Genomic DNA, 14,737 nt, shown 5'->3' on the forward strand with positions numbered 1-14,737 from the left:
TCGTCTTTCGCGCGAGGCGTTACGAAAGAGGCCCGCAGCTCATGTGAGTTGCGGGCCTCTTGGGACGCGGGGCTGGCGCACGAAGGGGGCCTTGGGCTACTCGAGCTCGAAAGCTCCCGTGTAGAGCTGGTAGTACGTTCCGCGCTGGGCGATGAGTTCCTCGTGTGTGCCGCGCTCGATGATGTGGCCGTGGTCAAGGACGATGATCACGTTGGCGTTGCGGACCGTCGAGAGACGGTGGGCGATGACGAACGTGGTGCGTCCCGCCATGAGGGCGTCCATGCCGCGCTGGACGATGGCCTCGGTGCGCGTGTCGATGGAGGAGGTCGCCTCGTCCAGGATCATCGCGGGCGGGTCGGCGACGGCGGCGCGAGCGATGGAGATGAGCTGGCGCTGGCCCTGGGAGAGCGACGCCGCGTTGTCGGTCAGCATCGTGTTGTAGCCTTCGGGCAGGCGCCTGATGAACGAGTCCGCGCCTGCGAGCTTGGCTGCCGCGATGCACTCGCCGTCGGTCGCCTCGAGGCGGCCGTAGCGGATGTTGTCCATGACGGTGCCGGTGAACAGGTTGACATCCTGAAGGACGATGCCCAGGGAGCGACGAAGGTCGGACTTCCTGATCTTGTTGATGTTGATGCCGTCGTAGCGGATCTTGCCGTCGGCGATGTCGTAGAAGCGGTTGATCAGGTTCGTGATGGTGGTCTTGCCCGCGCCGGTGGCACCGACGAAGGCGACCTTCTGGCCCGGCTTTGCGTAGAGCGTCACGTCGTGCAGGACCGTGTGGTCCGGCGTGTAGCCGAAGTCTACCCCGCGCAGGCGGATGTCGCCCTCGAGGGGATGGAAGGTGAGAGTGCCGTCGTGGTGGGGGTGCTTCCACGCCCAGGTGTCGGTGCGCTCGTCAGACTCGACGTAGTTGCCCTTCTCGTCCTTGCGGACGTGGGTGAGCGTGACGTAGCCGTTATCGGCCTCGGGCTCCTCGGCAAGGAGCGTGAAGATGCGCTCTGCGCCTGCGAGGCCCATGACCACGAAGTTGATCTGCTGGGAGACCTGGCCGATCGACCCGGCAAAGCGCTTGGTGAGGTTGAGGTAGGGGACGACGATGTCGATGGAGAGCGCGAAGCCGCCGATGGAGGGGTTGGGGATGCCGAGCGCGAGCGAGATGCCGCCCGCAAGGGCGACGAGGACGTAGGCGAGGTTGCCAACGTTGAAGAGCACCGGGCCCAGCGTGTTGCCGTAGATGTTGGCGTTTCTTGCCGCGACGAAGAGCTCCTCGTTTACCTTGTCGAAGTCCTCGGTCATCTGCTTCTCGTGCGTGAAGACCTTGACGACCTTCTGGCCGGTCATGGACTCCTCGGCAAAGCCCTCTGCGCGAGCAAGGGTCTTCTGCTGGGCGATGAAGAAGCGCGCCGACCTTCCGCCCATGAAGCGGACGAGCCAGGCCATGAGGGCGACCATGACCATAACGACGAACGAGAGGGGAATCGAGTACCACAGCATGATGGCGAGGGTCGCTGCCATCTGGAGGAACATGGTCAGCAGGTTCGGTAGGGCCTGGCTGATGAGCTGCCTCAACGCATCGACGTCGTTGGTGTAGTACGACATGATGTCACCGTGCTTGTTGGTGTCGAAGTAGCGGATGGGCAGGTCCTCCATGTGGTCGAACATCTCGTTGCGGACCTTCATGAGGGTGCCCTGGGTGACCATGGCGCCCAGCTGCGTCTGGAGCACGTTGCAGCTGATCGCGACGACGTAGACCCCGATGAGCGTCGTGACAAGCGGCGCAATCTCTGCAAGGGCGCTGTTCCAGTCGCCGGACTGCCAGTACTTGCCCACGATCACGAGCGCCTGCTGCATGAAGATGGAGGGGAGTGACGTAAGAATTGCCGCCGCCACGATGCAGATGACCATGACGGTGGCGTGGACGGGGTAGTACCTGAAGACCATCTTCAGGACCTTGCCCATGGAGGCCGCCCTCCTGCTCGCGGGCTTTCCTCCCTTACCCTGCTGGGGCCGGGGGGTAGGATTCTGGTTCTTCTCTGCGTTGGTGGTCTCGTTACTCATGGGCAATCTCCTCCTTCCCCTGGACGTTCGCTTCGTTGTCGAGCTCACTCATCGTCTCGTCGTGAGACGCCTTGTTTTGCGTCAGGTAGATGTCGCGGTAGATGGCGTTGGTGCGCAGCAGGTTCTCGGGCGTGTCGACGGCGTCGATACGGCCGTTGTCCATTACCACGATTCGGTCGGCGTCCTGCACCGAGCTGGTGCGCTGGGCGATGATGATCTTGGTGGTCTCGGGGATGTAGCTGCGGAATCCCGTGCGGATCCTCTTGTCGGTCTTGGTGTCGACGGCACTCGTGGAGTCGTCCAGGATCAGGATCTTGGGCTTCTTCAGGAGGGCGCGCGCGATGCACAGGCGTTGCTTCTGGCCGCCGGAGACGTTCGTGCCGCCCTGCTCGATGTAGGTGTCGTACTTTTCGGGCATGAGCTGGATGAACTCGTCTGCCTGGGCAAGCTTGCATGCCTCGACGAGCTCCTCGTCGGTGGCGTCCTCGTCGCCCCAGCGTAGGTTCTCCTTGATGGTGCCCGAGAAGAGCACGTTGCGCTGGAGGACGACGGCAACCTGGTTGCGCAGGGTGTCGAGGTCGTACTCGCGCACGTCGTGGCCACCGACCTTGACGGTGCCCTCCGTCGTGTCGTAGAGGCGGCTGATGAGCTGGATGAGGGTCGACTTGGACGAGCCGGTGCCGCCGATGACGCCGATGACCTCGCCGCTCTTGATGTGCAGGTCGACGTCGTCGAGGGCCATGCGCTCGGCCTTGCTGGAGTACTCGAAGCTTACGTGGTCGAAGTCGACGGAGCCGTCGACGACGGTGTAGAGCGGGTTGTCGGGGTTCTTGAGGTCAGGCTGCTCGATGAGGACCTCGCAGATGCGTCGGGCGCTCTCCTCGGACATGGTCACCATGACGAAAATCATCGAGAACATCATGAGCGAGATGAGCATCGAGAAGCCGTAGGTGATGAGGGCCGACATCTGGCCGACGTTCATCAGCTGGCCCTGGGTCGTGACGATCGCCTGGGAGCCGAAGTAGATGACGAAGGCGTAGATGGTGTCGATGGCCAGCGACATGAACGGCATGTTGAACGCGAGGATGCGCTCGACGTGCACGAAGTCGTGGTAGAGGGAGCCCGAGGCGGCGTTGAACTTCTCCTTCTCGTAATCCTCGCGAACGAACGACTTGACAACGCGGATGCCGGAGACGTTCTCCTCGACGGAGTCGTTCAGCTTGTCGTACTTCCTGAAGATGCGGCGGAACATGGGCATGACCTTGAGGGCGATGCCGAACAGGATCGCGCCCAGAAGCACGGAGACGATCACGTAGACGACGGCCATGGGGCCGCCGGTGACAAATGCCATGGTGATGGCGAAGACGACCATGAGCGGGGCGCGCAGGGCGACACGGATGATCATCATGTAGGCCATCTGCACGTTGTTGGCGTCCGTCGTGAGCCTCGTAACCAGGGAGCTGGTCGAGAAGCGGTCGATGTTCGAGAACGAGAAGCGCTGGATGGCCTCGAACATGTCGTGGCGGAGGTTCTTGGCGAAGCCCGTTGCGGCGATGGAACAGGTGATGCCGGCACCGGAGCCGCAGGCGAGCGACAGGATCGCCATGCCTATGAGAATCGCGCTGTAGTGCATGATGACGTCCATGCCGCAGCCGGCCTGGAGCTGGTCGATGAGCTGGGCCGTGATGAACGGCAGGATGCACTCGATGACGACCTCAAGAATGACGAGCACGGGAGTCCAAAGCGACATCTTCTTGTACTCGCGAACGCTCTTGCCGAGCGTGTGAAAGATTTGCCTGTAGCTTAGTTCTTGCATTCGGCCTCCTTCTTCTCCTTTTCGTATTCGCACCAACTCTCGCGCATGCGGTCGAGCATGTCGACGAGCCGCACCTTCTCGTCCTGCGACAGGGCCGAGAGGCACTGCTCCTCGAACTTGAGCTGCTCCTCGACGAGCTGCGTCGCCCGAAGCACGCCGCGCGAGGTGAGGGCAATGTCCATCTGGCGCTTGTCCTGGTCCGAGCGAGTCTTGGTCACAAGGCCCTCTCCCTCGAGCTTGGTCAGCACCTCCGAGAGCGCCGCCGAGGTCACGTGCGAGCGCTCGAGGAGCTCGCGCTGGGTCAGATGGCCGTCGTGGCAGAGCAGCTTTGCCAGTATGTGCTGCTTGCCACTGCGCCCACCGGCGTGCACGTGAATGAAGTGTCCGAAGAAGCCTAAGTCGTGCAGGACACGATGCTCGGGGCTCTTCTCCACCTCCTTAAAGTGCGCGTCTAATTCTTCCTTGGTCACGTTGGTCCTTCCTCCGATACATACGATTGAGAATATTAGGCACCTAACGATTTAGTTGCAAGGTACCTAACAAAATTCATAGGTACCTAACAATTTGGGACGGCGGCGGACGAATGTCGGCGTGGACGAGAGGGGCGCACTTGTGTGCGCGTGACGGAGCCGCACTTGGCGGTGCTATGCTGTCTTGCGTCAAGTAACGGAGGACTTGTGCTCGAGACGCTCTCTTACATAGGCGGCAATCGCGGCCCCAGGCCCACGACGCGCATCCTCGTGCAGGGGCGTGCGTAGCATGGCCATCGGCCTAAAGGACAAGCTGAGGCCCCGCTTCCTGCGCTTTGCGGCCTCGTCGCTCATCAGCACGGCCGTCGACCAGGGGCTCGCCTTCGTGCTCTTCCACTGTCTTGACGGCGCGCTCTTTGGTGCCGATTACCTGAGGATTTTCATCGCGACGCTCGTGGCGCGCGCCTGCTCGGTCACCGTCAACTACGTCATAAACCAAAAGCGCGTGTTCGCCGAGGGTGCCGGAAGGTCCTCGGTCGTCCCTGCGGCCGCGCTGTCGGTCGAGGATGCCGACGAGGCGGCCGGCATCGACTTCGATGACATCATCGAGGGTCCCGACGACGCCGTCAGGAACCGCGCGGTCGAGGTTCGTCCCATGCGCGAGAGCCTCCCGCGCTTCCTGCTGCTTGCGGTGGCCATGCTTTTGCTCTCGAGCGTGGGCGTCTTCGCGGCGCACGTGGCGCTTGGCGTCAACGAGAGCGTGGCCAAGCTCGCCGTCGACTTCCTTCTGTTCTTCGTTAACTACTACGCGCAGCGCGCCTGGGTGTTTGCCCGTCGCGAGCGCAGGGGCGACAGGCGCCTTGCCCGCCTGCGCATGCGCGTCAGCAAGGCCCGCACCCGCAGGAGGGTTCGCAAGGGGAGGGGTGCCCGCGCTCGCCTGCGCGGGCGGCGCTAGCTAGTCGTTCGCGCGCCCGATCAGCGCGAGGGCCTCGTCTGCCACGAGGTCGGGGCACTCCTTGGGCAGCACGTGCCCGCAGCCGGGCACGATCACGAGGCGCGACCCCGAGACCATCGCGTGGATGAGGTCGGTCTGGGTGCGGTCGATGTCATCGTTCTCGCCGGCCATCACACAGGTGGGGCAGCAGATTCCCTGGAGGCTCTCGGCCTCGATGTGCGGCTCGTTCGCTATCAGGCGCAGCAGCTCGGCCGTGCGTCGGGCTTCGGAGGGCGTCGGCGTCAGCAGCTCGCGCTCGACGGGAAGCGCAGAGCCCTCGCCCTTCTCCCACCAGTCGGCCCAAGACTCGAGCTCGCCCGAGATGCGCTCCACCTCGAAGTCGCCCGAGACGCCCTCGGGCGTGACGTTCGCGCCGATGGAGAGGAGCGACGCCACCGCCTCGGGCTGGTCGCGCGCCATCAGCAGGCCCTCGATCGCCCCGTCCGAGAAGCCGATCACGTGCGCCCGCTCGACGCCGAGCTCGCGAAGTGCCCCCAGGGCGTCGTCGCGCATCAGCTCGTAGCTGAGGGGGGCCGTGCCGCGCGTGGATTTGCCCTGCGCGCGGGAATCGAGCGCGATGGCGGCCCGGCCCGACGCGCAGATGCGGTCTATCACCACGCCGAAGATGCCGTGCTCTTCTCCGTTGCCGTGAAGCAGGAGCACGGGCGCTACGCCCTCGGTCCGCGTCTGTGCAAGGGAAGACCCCCGTGGCGCGTAGACGTACGTCGCGATCTTCGCGCCATCGGGGGTCTCGTGCGTGAGGGCGCGCTCGAGCCTTGCCTCGGGAAGGCGATACGGGCTGGGGAAGTGGAGCTGCGGGCGCGTGGCCATGTGTCTCTCCCTACGTTTTGTCGCTACTTGCCCTTCTTCATCTGGCTGTGGTGCTTCTGGAAGAAGTCGAAGCGCGGCGGCAGCTCCACCATCTGGTGGGACTCGGGCGTGTCGCCCGCGGCCGCGGCGAGCTCGGCCATCGTGTCGAAGGCGTGGTCCCAGCTGAAGAAGAGGCCCTCGTCGAAGGCCAGGTAGCGGCAGACGAGCTCGCAGCCCGCGGGAACGGCGGGATGCATCAGCAGCGTGACGGTGCGCAGCGCCTGGAAGGCGTCGGCCAGGGCCTGCTCGTAGGCGGCGTCGTCGCCCTGTGCGGCCTTGGAGGCGTCGCTCCAGCGCTTGTTGGCGTCGCGTGCGAAGGCGTCGACGGCGGCCAGCGCATTGTGCGCGTCGAAGGCGTGGGCGCAGCGCTCGAAGGCAAGCGTGACCTCGTCGCAGGCAGCCTTGACGTCGTCGTGGGCCGTGACCGTGGGCAGGTGGCCTTCGCAGACGTTCTGGGCGCCATAGAAGCAGCTGCGCGCCAGGCGGTTGAAGATGTTGGTGAGGAAGGCGCTCTCCTTGAGGGCGGGGTCGACCACGCGCGGGTCGTCCTTCACCAGGATCTCGACGCCCGTCTTCTTGTCGACGTGGCTCACGGACGTGTCATAGGGCTTGGGCGAGAAGGACACGGCCTTCTGGTCGAGGCCCAGGCTCAGCCAGTGGGCACGGAGCTGCTCGGCGGTGTAGTGCTCGAGGAGCTCGCCGGCCATGGGCGGCTTGATCGAGCCGGAGCTGGAGGCCTTCTTGTTCATGAACAGGATGTGGTAGTTGGCGACGGGGGTGTCCTGCGTGAGGCCCCAGTCGAGCGCGGCCCACATCGCGGGCTGCGCGATGCAGTAGAAGTAGATGTTGTCCTGACCGATGAACTGGTATACCTTGGCGTCCTTGGAGCACCACCAGTCGCGCCAGTCGTCGGTGGAGTAGCGACCGGCGCCGGACTGCTTGTCGGCGTCGAGAACGGTCTGCGTGAAGCTGATGGGCGCCCAGAGGCTCTCGGGCCAGCACCAGACGGTCAACCCGCTGACGTCCTCCATGTCGGGGGCGGGAACGCCCCACTCGATGTTGCCGGTGATGCGGAAGGGCAAGAGCGTCTTGCCGGTGCGGAAGCGCACGCCGGCGGACTCGAGGACGCCGCGTGCCTCGTCGCGGTCCTTCCAGTTGGCGAACTCCACCGAGAACGACTGTTGGCCCTTCTCGGCCTCGCGAAGCGTGTGGGCGGGGAGCTTGCCCGCGACGGCGTCGAAGGCCTCGCGGAACTTGTTCTGGACGTACATCACGGGGGCGACCAGCGTTTCGCGCACGGTCTTGGTGACGATCGGGCGCACCTGCTCGTCGACGTCCCACTCGTCCATGAGGGACTTGAGCTCGCCTTCGAAGGCGGGCAGGTCGAAGTACCAGTTGTCGACGGGGCGCAGCTCGGGCGTGGTGCCGGTCAGCTGCGAGACGGGCGCGATGAGCTCCTCGGGGTCGAACTGGTGGCCCAGATCGCACTCGTCGGCGTAGGCCTTCTCGCTCTTGCAGCCCTTGACGGGGCAGCGACCCTTGACCTGGCGGCCGTTGAGGAACTGGCCGGCCTCGACGTCGTAGAACTGTCGAGTCGACATCTTGTGCAGGAAGCCCTTCTGGTGCAGGCGCTCGATCAGCTCTGAGGTCAGCTTCTTGTGGAAGTCGGAGGCGGGCTCGAGGCCGGATCCGGCGAAGAGGTCGAGGCTGATGCCATAGGCGTCAAGTGCGGACTTCTGGGCATCGTGGTTCTGCCTCACGTAGTCGACGATGCTGCCCTCGTAGCCCTCGCCCTCGACTTTCTTGCGGTAGCCCTCCATGATGGGGGAGCCGTAGCAGTCGGTGCCCGAGACGAAGACGACGTTGCCCCTGCCCAGGCGGTCGCGCAGGAAGCGCGCGAAGAAGTCGGCGGGCACGAAGACGCCGCCGATGTGTCCGAAGTGGAGGTTCTTGTTGCCGTAGGGCATGCCGCCGGTGATGACGGCGCGCTTGGGGAAGTCCGGACGCGTCGCGCCGGAGAGCGTGGTGGTGTCTGCCATGTGGCTCACTCGTTCCAATCTTGCTTGAGCTGCGTGTTTCTGGTCCGCGTCGTCCCGGGGCCCCGGCGTGCTGCCTCGGCGGCGGGCGGCGCGTGAGTATCGTTGGGGATTATCCCACAACGGGCCGGTCGTTTGGGCATCGAGAAGTGCCTACCATCACACCCCCAAGGTCTGCGCCCCGGCGGGTCGGGCGGGCACCGCCGACCTCTGCTATGCTCTGTGTCCGATAGGCTTGGGGTCCGCGCGGGTCGGGCCCGACCAATCTGGCGAGGGGAGGGCCGTCGCATGAGGCGCCTGCAGGAGATAGACGTGCTTGGGGACGAGGCCACGCAGAGGCGCATGCTCGAGTGGTCCTGGGCCCTCATCGCGCTCGGCGTCGCGGGCGGCGTGGCCCTGGGCATCGCGGCGGAGCTTGGCGCCTTGGACGCCGAGGCGGTCGACCTGGTCTGGTTCGTCATCCTGGTGGTCGTCACGCTCGTGGCCCTTCCCGTGCACGAGCTCGTCCACGCGGCTGCCTTCCTGCTGCTGGGAGGTCCTGACGTGAAGGTCGGCTTCGGCTTCACGGACGCGATGCTCTACACCTCGGCGGACGGGGCGATGCTGCCCCGTGCGCGCTTCGCCATCGTGCTCCTGGCGCCCTCGGTCGCCCTCACGTTCGCCTTCGCCTTGGTCTGCGGTGCGACGAGGATGCCGCTCATGGCATGGTGGCTCGTCGTCCTCCACATTGCGGGCTGCACGGGAGACCTTGCCCTTGCCGCGGCCGTCCTGGGCACGCCCGGGTGCACTCACGTGCTGGACACCGACACCGGCATCGTGCTGATGGCCGACGACGGCACGCCGGAGGCCCCTACGGGCAGGGAATGAGCGCGTTGAGGTGGAGGACGTCGTCCTGCGCCAGGTAGGTTAGGGTGCCGCCGTAGCTCTCGACGATCATGCGCATGGACCTCGTCCCGAAGCCGTGGGCGCTGTGGTCGCCCTTGGTCGTCTGCGGGAGCCCGTCCACCAGGTTGACCTTGCCGTCGAAGTAGTTCTCCACGTGGATCGAGACCATCTGGCCGCGCGTCCGCACGATGAGCGAGATCGACCTACGCTGGGCGTCTCCCAGACCCTCGACGGCCTCCATTGCGTTGTCGAGGGCGTTGCCGAAGAGCGAGTAGAGGTCCGACGGCCTCATGAAGTCCAGGGCGGCGCCGTCGGCGATGCAGCTCAAGGTGATGCCGCGTACACGACGGCCGAGGTCGCCTCCATCTCGAAGCCCGAGACGAGCGACCCTGACGGCTGGTACGCACCTGCCTGCGACACGCACCGCTCGCCGTTTGCGGGCCGCAACTTCGAGTACTTCTCGGAGGACCCCGTCCTGGGCGGCAAGATCTGCTCCGCCGAGGTCTCCGGCGCCGCCTCGAACGGCGTCTATGCCTACGTCAAGCACTTCGCGCTTAACGACCAGGAATCCTATCGCGTTCAGCACCTCATGACCTGGGCTGACGAGCAGGTCATGCGCGAGTGCTACCTCCGTCCCTTCGAGATCTGCGCCAAGGAGGCGTCCTACGAGGAGAAGTACATCGCCGACTCCAAGGGAACCGTCGCCACCCGCACGACGAAGGCGTGTACGGGCATCATGAGCTCGTTCAACTACATCGGCACCGAGTGGACCGGCGGCCGAAAGAGCCTGCTTACCGACGTCCTGCGCGACGAGTGGGGCTTCGAGGGCATGGTCATCACCGACTTCAACCTCTATGGCTACATGGACAAGATGGCGTCCCTCGCGGCCGGCGGCGATCTGCAGCTGACCTATTCGGCCATGACCGGCGACATCCAGCGCGCCGGCACCGCGACCGTCGTCTCGCAGCTGCGCCGCTCCATGCACAACGTGCTGTACACGGTCACCAACAGCAACGCCATGCAGGGGCTGGTGCCGGGCTCCAAGGTGAAGTACGGAATCGCCCCTTGGCAGTATGGCGTCTACGGCGCGACCGCAGCGCTCGTCGGCCTTGGCGCGTTCCTGGGCTGGCGCAGCGCCAAGAAGGGGCGTGCGCTCAAGGAGCAGGCCGCCGGCTCCGCCGTGGCCTCCGCGCCGAAGGAGCCTCGCGACGACGCCGGCGCGCCTGACGAGTAAGACCCAGCGCACCGGAGCGCCCGCGCTCCGGTGCGAGTATCTTTGTGGTAACAAGCGATTGAAGGGACGGTTTTGGTGTCAACCATCGATGAGCGGGTCGAAGAGGTCCTGGGGAAGATGACGCTCGAGCAGAAGTGCGCACTTCTCTCGGGAAAGACCCCCTTCGGCACGCGTGACTTTCCTGACCTTGGCGTACCCGCCATGGAATTCTCGGACGGCCCACACGGCCTTCGCCACCAGAAGGACGGCGCCAACCACCTTGGAATTGGCGGAAGCGATCCCGCGACCTGCTTCCCCACCGCGGTCACGGTGGCGAGCAGCTGGGACGTCGAGCTGGCCGGCCGCATGGGAGCGGCCCTGGGCGAGGAGGCCCGCTCCCTGGGGGTGGGCGTCCTGCTGGGTCCCGGCATGTGCATCAAGAGGAGCCCCCTCTGCGGCAGGGACTTCGAGTACTTCTCCGAAGACCCGTACCTCTCGGGCAAGATGGCCGCGGGCTTCGTGCGCGGCGTGCAGGAGAAGGGCATCGCCGCCTGCCCCAAGCACTTCGCGGCGAACAGCCAGGAGACGAGGCGCCAGGCGTCCGACTCCGTCCTCGACGAGCGCACGCTGCGCGAGATCTACCTGCGCGGCTTCGAGATCGCCGTGCGCGAGGGCCGGCCGAAGTCGATCATGAGCAGCTACAACCTGATCAACGGTACGTACGCGAGCCAGAACCGCCGCCTTTTGCAGGACGTCCTGCGCGGCGAGTGGGGCTTCGAGGGCGCGACCGTGACCGACTGGGGCGGCTCCGTCGACCATGTCTCCGGCGTGAAGGCCGGCACCACCTTCGAGATGCCGGCCCCGGGCCTGGACTCGCCGCGTGAGCTCGCCGAGGCCGTGCGCTCCGGCCGCCTGGACGAGCACTTCGTCGACGCCCGCGCCCGCGAGGCGCTCCACCTTGTCCTGGAGAGCGCCGCGGCCCTCGAGGGGGCTGACCCCGAGTTTGACCGGGACGCCCACCACGATCTTGCCCGCTGCGTCGCGCGCGAGGGCGTCGTCCTGCTCAAGAACGAGGCTCCGGCAGGGGAGGGCGATGCGCTCCTGCCGCTGAGGCCGGGCACGCGCGTCGCCCTGGTCGGCGACTTCGCCCAGACGCCGCGCTATCAGGGCGCCGGGTCCTCTTTGGTGGAATGCACGCGTCTGGACACGCTGCTGGACGTCGTCGGCGAGCGTGGGGAGCTCGACCTTCTGGGGTTCGAGCCCGGCTTCACCCATGACGGCTCCGATGACGCGGCCTGCCGTGCGGCGGCCGTGAGCCTCGCGTCGGGCGCCGACGTGTGCGTGGTGTGCCTCGGTCTGGCCGGTGGACAGGAGACCGAGGGTGCGGAGCGTCGCGACATGCTCCTGCCCCAGGCCCAGGTGGAGCTCCTGCGCGCCGTCCGCTCCTGCTGCGACAGGGTCGTCGTCCTTCTGAGCTGCGGCTGCGTGGTCGACACCTCCTGGTCCGGTGACTGCGATGCCCTCCTGTACCTGGGGCTTGGCGGTCAGGCGGGCGCCTCGGCCGCCTATGACGTGCTGACGGGCTCTGCCAACCCCTGCGGCCACCTTGCCGAGACCTGGCCGCTTTCCCTCGAGGACACGCCGACGGCGGGACGCTATCCCTCCGACGGCGCCACGGCTGAGTACCGCGAGGGCATCTACGTCGGCTATCGTTACTACCAGAGCGCTCACGTGCCCGTCGCCTTCCCGTTCGGCTTCGGGCTCTCGTACACGAGCTTCGAGCTGTCCTCCGCCCGAATCGCGCAGTGGGAGCAGGGCCGCCCCGCGCGCATCGAGGTCAACGTCAGGAACACGGGCGACCGTGCGGGAGCGACCGTCGTCCAGGCCTACGTCGCCAAGCCCGAGCACGAGGTGTTCCGCGCGGAGCAGGAGCTCAAGGGCTTCTCGCGCGTCGAGCTCGAGAAGGGCGAGTCGACCACGGTCGCCATCGACCTCGACCCGCGCGCGTTCGAGTACTACAACGTCGGGACCTGCTCCTGGGAGGTCGAGGGCGGACGCTACGAGCTGCGCCTGGGCCTGTCGTGCGAGGACGTCCGACAGACGCTGGGCGCGGAGCTCAAGGGGACGGGCGCCCCCAACCCCTACGCCGGCCGCGAGCTCCCGTCGTATGGCTCCGGCTACGTCCACGAGGTTACCTGCGCCGAGTTCGCCACGCTGCTGGGCCACGCCGCCCCCAACGCGATCGCGCCCCTGGGAAGGAGCACCTGCCTGCGCGACCTCAACCGCTGTCGCAGCCTCATCCTGCTGTTGGTCTGGCTGGTTCTGGAGGGGCGGCACCGCCAGGGACTGAAGCCCGGAAACTCTCCCGACCTCGACGTCGAGTTTGCCTACAACATGCCCCTGCACGCCATCGCCAAGATGGCGCCGCCCGTCACCATGGGCGTCGTCGACGCCATCGTTCGCGAGGCGAGGGGCTATGGCCTGGTCGGCTTCGTGCCGGCGCTGGCGATCGCGCTTCTCGCCCACGGGGGCTTCGGTGCCTTCGCGGTGGTCTGGCTCGCCTGGGTGCTCGTGCCGCTCCTCGGCGCGCTGCTCGTCGGCGCGCTGCGCAACGTCACTTTTGCACGTAAGCTGAACCTGCACGGAAAGGCGGAATAACTCATGTCGTTTAGGGACTGGACCGAGCGCCACCAGGCGCTCTGGGAGTTCATCAAGTTCAACGTGCTCTCCAACGTGTCGACCGCGACGCGCTTCGTCTTCACGTGGCTGGGCACTGCGGTGCTCATCGGCGGCCTGGGGCTCACGAGTCCCTTCCGCTTCCTGATCTTCGACTACACCGGCGCCGGCTCGAACGGCGTGGGCGGCTTTGCGACCTTCCTGGTCGCCGAGGTCATGGCTCAGGTCGTTAACTTCTTCGTGCAGATGAAGTGGGTCTTCAAGTCGGACGCCGACTTCGGGAAGGCCGCTCCGAAGTTCGCCGTGCTTGCGGTGCTGATCGTCATCGTCAACCTGATTCTGCCCGGGCACGTGACCAGCCTCTGCCAGGACCTGTGGGGGATGGACGCGGGTCTGGCCGGAACGGTCGCGTCCGTGGTCAACACGTTGCTCGCCGTCGTGGTGAGCTTCCCGCTTCTGAAGTTCTGGATCACGCCTGGCAAGAAGGACGTGGATCCGAAGGAGTAGGGGGTCGTCCGACCGTCGGGCTGCCGTGACGGATCGCGCATGGTCAGAAGCGTGGCGCCGCAGCTGGGGTTCCGGCCGCGGCGCCACGCTCTTCTCGGTGGGGCTCGTGACGTGTGAGCGGCGTGGGCGCTCGAGCTAGGCCAGGTCGGCCCCGTTGGTCGCGATGACCTTCCGGTACCAGCCGAAGGACTCCTTCTTCTCGCAGCGCAGGTCGCCGTTGCCGTCGTTGTCCCTGTCGACGTAGACGAAGCCGTAGCGCTTCTTCGTCTCGCCGGTCGAGGCGGAGGCCAGGTCGATGCAGCCCCACATGGCGTAGCCCATCAGGTCCACGCCGTCCTCGACGGCCTTGGCCATCTCCTCGATGTGGCGGCGCAGGTAGTTGATGCGGTACGTGTCGTGGAACCTGCCGTCCTCGGCGCGCTCGTCCACCGCGCCCAGGCCGTTTTTCGACCACCATCAGGGGAATTTGGTAGCGGTCGTCGACCTGCTCGAGGCACCAGCGGAGCCCCTTGGGGTCGATGGGCTGGCCCCAGTCGGCGCTGCCGAAGGTGAGGTCGCGCTCGTGGTCGGGAAGGATTCCCGGCCCGTAGGTGCCCCCGAAGCCGCCCAACAGCGCGCAGTTGATCTCGTTGAAGGTCGGCCAGTAGCGGACGAGACCCTTGTACTCGGTGAACAGGAACTTGCAGAAGTCGCACCACAGCTCGATGAACTTGGGGTTGTCCCAGCGCTGGATTGGGTTTGGCGTCCTCGCCCGTCGGGAAGATGCGGCTCTACTGCACCGAGAGCCGGAAGCGCTTGAATCCCATCTCGCCGAAGAACCTGATGTCCTCGGCGTGATGGTGGTAGAAGTCGATTGCCTCGTGGCTGGGTTAGCAGACGTCCTCCCTCACGCCTTCGGGCGTGATGTGGCGCGGGGTGTCGACGGTTCCCCCGGTGATGACGTCGGGCACCGAGAGACCCTTGCCGTCCGCGTCGTAGGCGCCCTCGAACTGGTTGGCCGCCGTTGCCCCGCCCCAGAGGAAGCCCTTGGGGAGCATGCTCTCGTGCCGTGCCATGCCTTTCCCTTTCACTCTGTCCGAATCGGTTGCGGAACATCTTCATGTTCCATAATCGACAAGACCCCCTCGCCTCAACGTCTTTGAATATATGCGAAATGCAACGAAACGGAGCGCTATGGTTAATTTAACGGCGTGCAGGACGAATAGGCGAGCG

General features: G+C 65.8%; 13 protein-coding genes and 1 pseudogene. 5 read left to right on the forward strand and 9 right to left on the reverse strand.

The genetic code is table 11. The features are described 5' to 3' along the window. Nucleotides 1-96: 96 nt before the first annotated feature. From BMY31_RS02010 to BMY31_RS02020, 3 genes are read right to left on the reverse strand one after another with little or no spacing between them, the layout of a single operon-like run. Nucleotides 97-2,058 carry an ABC transporter ATP-binding protein gene (locus BMY31_RS02010; protein ID WP_091007776.1) on the reverse strand — a complete coding sequence of 654 codons (1,962 nt, stop codon included), beginning with the start codon at nt 2,056-2,058 and terminating at the stop codon, nt 97-99. Then, nucleotides 2,051-3,874 (reverse strand): ABC transporter ATP-binding protein, encoded by a 1,824-nt coding sequence (locus BMY31_RS02015; RefSeq protein WP_180371326.1) that lies wholly within the window; start codon nt 3,872-3,874, stop codon nt 2,051-2,053. Before BMY31_RS02015 ends, BMY31_RS02010 begins: the two co-directional genes overlap by 8 nt. Then, on the reverse strand, nt 3,862-4,344 hold the full coding sequence (locus BMY31_RS02020) for a MarR family winged helix-turn-helix transcriptional regulator (protein WP_078686648.1): 483 nt from the start codon (nt 4,342-4,344) through the stop codon (nt 3,862-3,864). Before BMY31_RS02020 ends, BMY31_RS02015 begins: the two co-directional genes overlap by 13 nt. Before the next feature lie 289 nt (nt 4,345-4,633). On the opposite strand from BMY31_RS02020, the gene BMY31_RS02025 reads away from it, so the two are divergent. Beyond that, complete coding sequence (locus tag BMY31_RS02025; RefSeq protein WP_091007779.1) at nt 4,634-5,299, forward strand: hypothetical protein; 666 nt, start codon at nt 4,634-4,636, stop codon at nt 5,297-5,299. Here the strand turns inward: BMY31_RS02025 and BMY31_RS02030 are convergent, their stop codons facing one another. After that, a complete protein-coding gene (locus BMY31_RS02030) occupies nt 5,300-6,169 on the reverse strand; it encodes an alpha/beta fold hydrolase (protein ID WP_091007781.1) in 870 nt (289 codons plus the stop codon). It lies immediately after the preceding gene. 23 nt (nt 6,170-6,192) lie between these two features. After that, entirely contained in the window at nt 6,193-8,247 is a 2,055-nt protein-coding gene (locus tag BMY31_RS02035; protein ID WP_091007784.1) for a methionine--tRNA ligase, read from the reverse strand. 285 nt (nt 8,248-8,532) lie between these two features. Between BMY31_RS02035 and BMY31_RS02040 the strand changes: the two genes are divergently transcribed. After that, nucleotides 8,533-9,111, forward strand: a complete 579-nt coding sequence (locus BMY31_RS02040) for a DUF3267 domain-containing protein (protein WP_078686654.1) — start codon at nt 8,533-8,535, stop codon at nt 9,109-9,111. Here BMY31_RS02040 and BMY31_RS08815 read toward each other — a convergent pair. Continuing rightward, a complete protein-coding gene (locus BMY31_RS08815; RefSeq protein ID WP_257612350.1) occupies nt 9,095-9,370 on the reverse strand; it encodes a GHKL domain-containing protein in 276 nt (91 codons plus the stop codon). The genes BMY31_RS02040 and BMY31_RS08815 overlap by 17 nt on opposite strands. Between BMY31_RS08815 and BMY31_RS02050 the strand changes: the two genes are divergently transcribed. The 3 genes from BMY31_RS02050 to BMY31_RS02060 all read left to right on the forward strand — a co-directional run bounded on the left by BMY31_RS02050 (nt 9,284) and on the right by BMY31_RS02060 (nt 13,525). Further along, on the forward strand, nt 9,284-10,363 hold the full coding sequence (locus tag BMY31_RS02050) for a glycoside hydrolase family 3 N-terminal domain-containing protein (RefSeq protein ID WP_091007789.1): 1,080 nt from the start codon (nt 9,284-9,286) through the stop codon (nt 10,361-10,363). The two genes, BMY31_RS08815 and BMY31_RS02050, sit on opposite strands and share 87 nt — an antisense overlap. Nucleotides 10,364-10,438: 75 nt before the next feature. Next, nucleotides 10,439-13,000 carry a glycoside hydrolase family 3 C-terminal domain-containing protein gene (locus BMY31_RS02055; protein WP_257612351.1) on the forward strand — a complete coding sequence of 854 codons (2,562 nt, stop codon included), beginning with the start codon at nt 10,439-10,441 and terminating at the stop codon, nt 12,998-13,000. Nucleotides 13,001-13,003: 3 nt separating this feature from the next. Further along, the gene (locus tag BMY31_RS02060) at nt 13,004-13,525 is read left to right on the forward strand and encodes a GtrA family protein (protein ID WP_078686658.1); all 522 of its coding nucleotides are present in this window, start codon (nt 13,004-13,006) and stop codon (nt 13,523-13,525) included. A 135-nt stretch (nt 13,526-13,660) separates the two neighbouring features. Here BMY31_RS02060 and BMY31_RS09060 read toward each other — a convergent pair whose 3' ends face one another. From BMY31_RS09060 to BMY31_RS09070, 3 genes and pseudogenes are all read right to left on the reverse strand, one after another. Then, the gene (locus BMY31_RS09060; protein ID WP_307777416.1) at nt 13,661-13,954 is read right to left on the reverse strand and encodes a family 1 glycosylhydrolase; all 294 of its coding nucleotides are present in this window, start codon (nt 13,952-13,954) and stop codon (nt 13,661-13,663) included. A 205-nt stretch (nt 13,955-14,159) separates the two neighbouring features. Then, a pseudogene (locus tag BMY31_RS09065) lies at nt 14,160-14,363 on the reverse strand (hypothetical protein); the annotation flags it as partial. A gap of 31 nt (nt 14,364-14,394) precedes the next feature. Then, complete coding sequence (locus BMY31_RS09070; RefSeq protein WP_219334834.1) at nt 14,395-14,580, reverse strand: family 1 glycosylhydrolase; 186 nt, start codon at nt 14,578-14,580, stop codon at nt 14,395-14,397. Nucleotides 14,581-14,737: the final 157 nt, after the last annotated feature.

The organism is Parafannyhessea umbonata (assembly GCF_900111255.1).
GTDB lineage: Bacteria > Actinomycetota > Coriobacteriia > Coriobacteriales > Atopobiaceae > Olsenella_J > Olsenella_J umbonata_A.

What these genes read in the sequence shown, in the direction of transcription:
- BMY31_RS02010 (WP_091007776.1), bottom strand. Translation starts at nt 2,058, where the DNA reads ATGAGTAACGAGACCACCAACGCAGAGAAGAACCAGAATCCTACCCCC.
- BMY31_RS02015 (WP_180371326.1), bottom strand. Translation starts at nt 3,874, where the DNA reads ATGCAAGAACTAAGCTACAGGCAAATCTTTCACACGCTCGGCAAGAGC.
- BMY31_RS02025 (WP_091007779.1), top strand. Translation starts at nt 4,634, where the DNA reads ATGGCCATCGGCCTAAAGGACAAGCTGAGGCCCCGCTTCCTGCGCTTT.
- BMY31_RS02030 (WP_091007781.1), bottom strand. Translation starts at nt 6,169, where the DNA reads ATGGCCACGCGCCCGCAGCTCCACTTCCCCAGCCCGTATCGCCTTCCC.
- BMY31_RS02035 (WP_091007784.1), bottom strand. Translation starts at nt 8,247, where the DNA reads ATGGCAGACACCACCACGCTCTCCGGCGCGACGCGTCCGGACTTCCCC.
- BMY31_RS02040 (WP_078686654.1), top strand. Translation starts at nt 8,533, where the DNA reads ATGAGGCGCCTGCAGGAGATAGACGTGCTTGGGGACGAGGCCACGCAG.
- BMY31_RS08815 (WP_257612350.1), bottom strand. Translation starts at nt 9,370, where the DNA reads ATGGAGGCCGTCGAGGGTCTGGGAGACGCCCAGCGTAGGTCGATCTCG.
- BMY31_RS02060 (WP_078686658.1), top strand. Translation starts at nt 13,004, where the DNA reads ATGTCGTTTAGGGACTGGACCGAGCGCCACCAGGCGCTCTGGGAGTTC.
- BMY31_RS09070 (WP_219334834.1), bottom strand. Translation starts at nt 14,580, where the DNA reads ATGGCACGGCACGAGAGCATGCTCCCCAAGGGCTTCCTCTGGGGCGGG.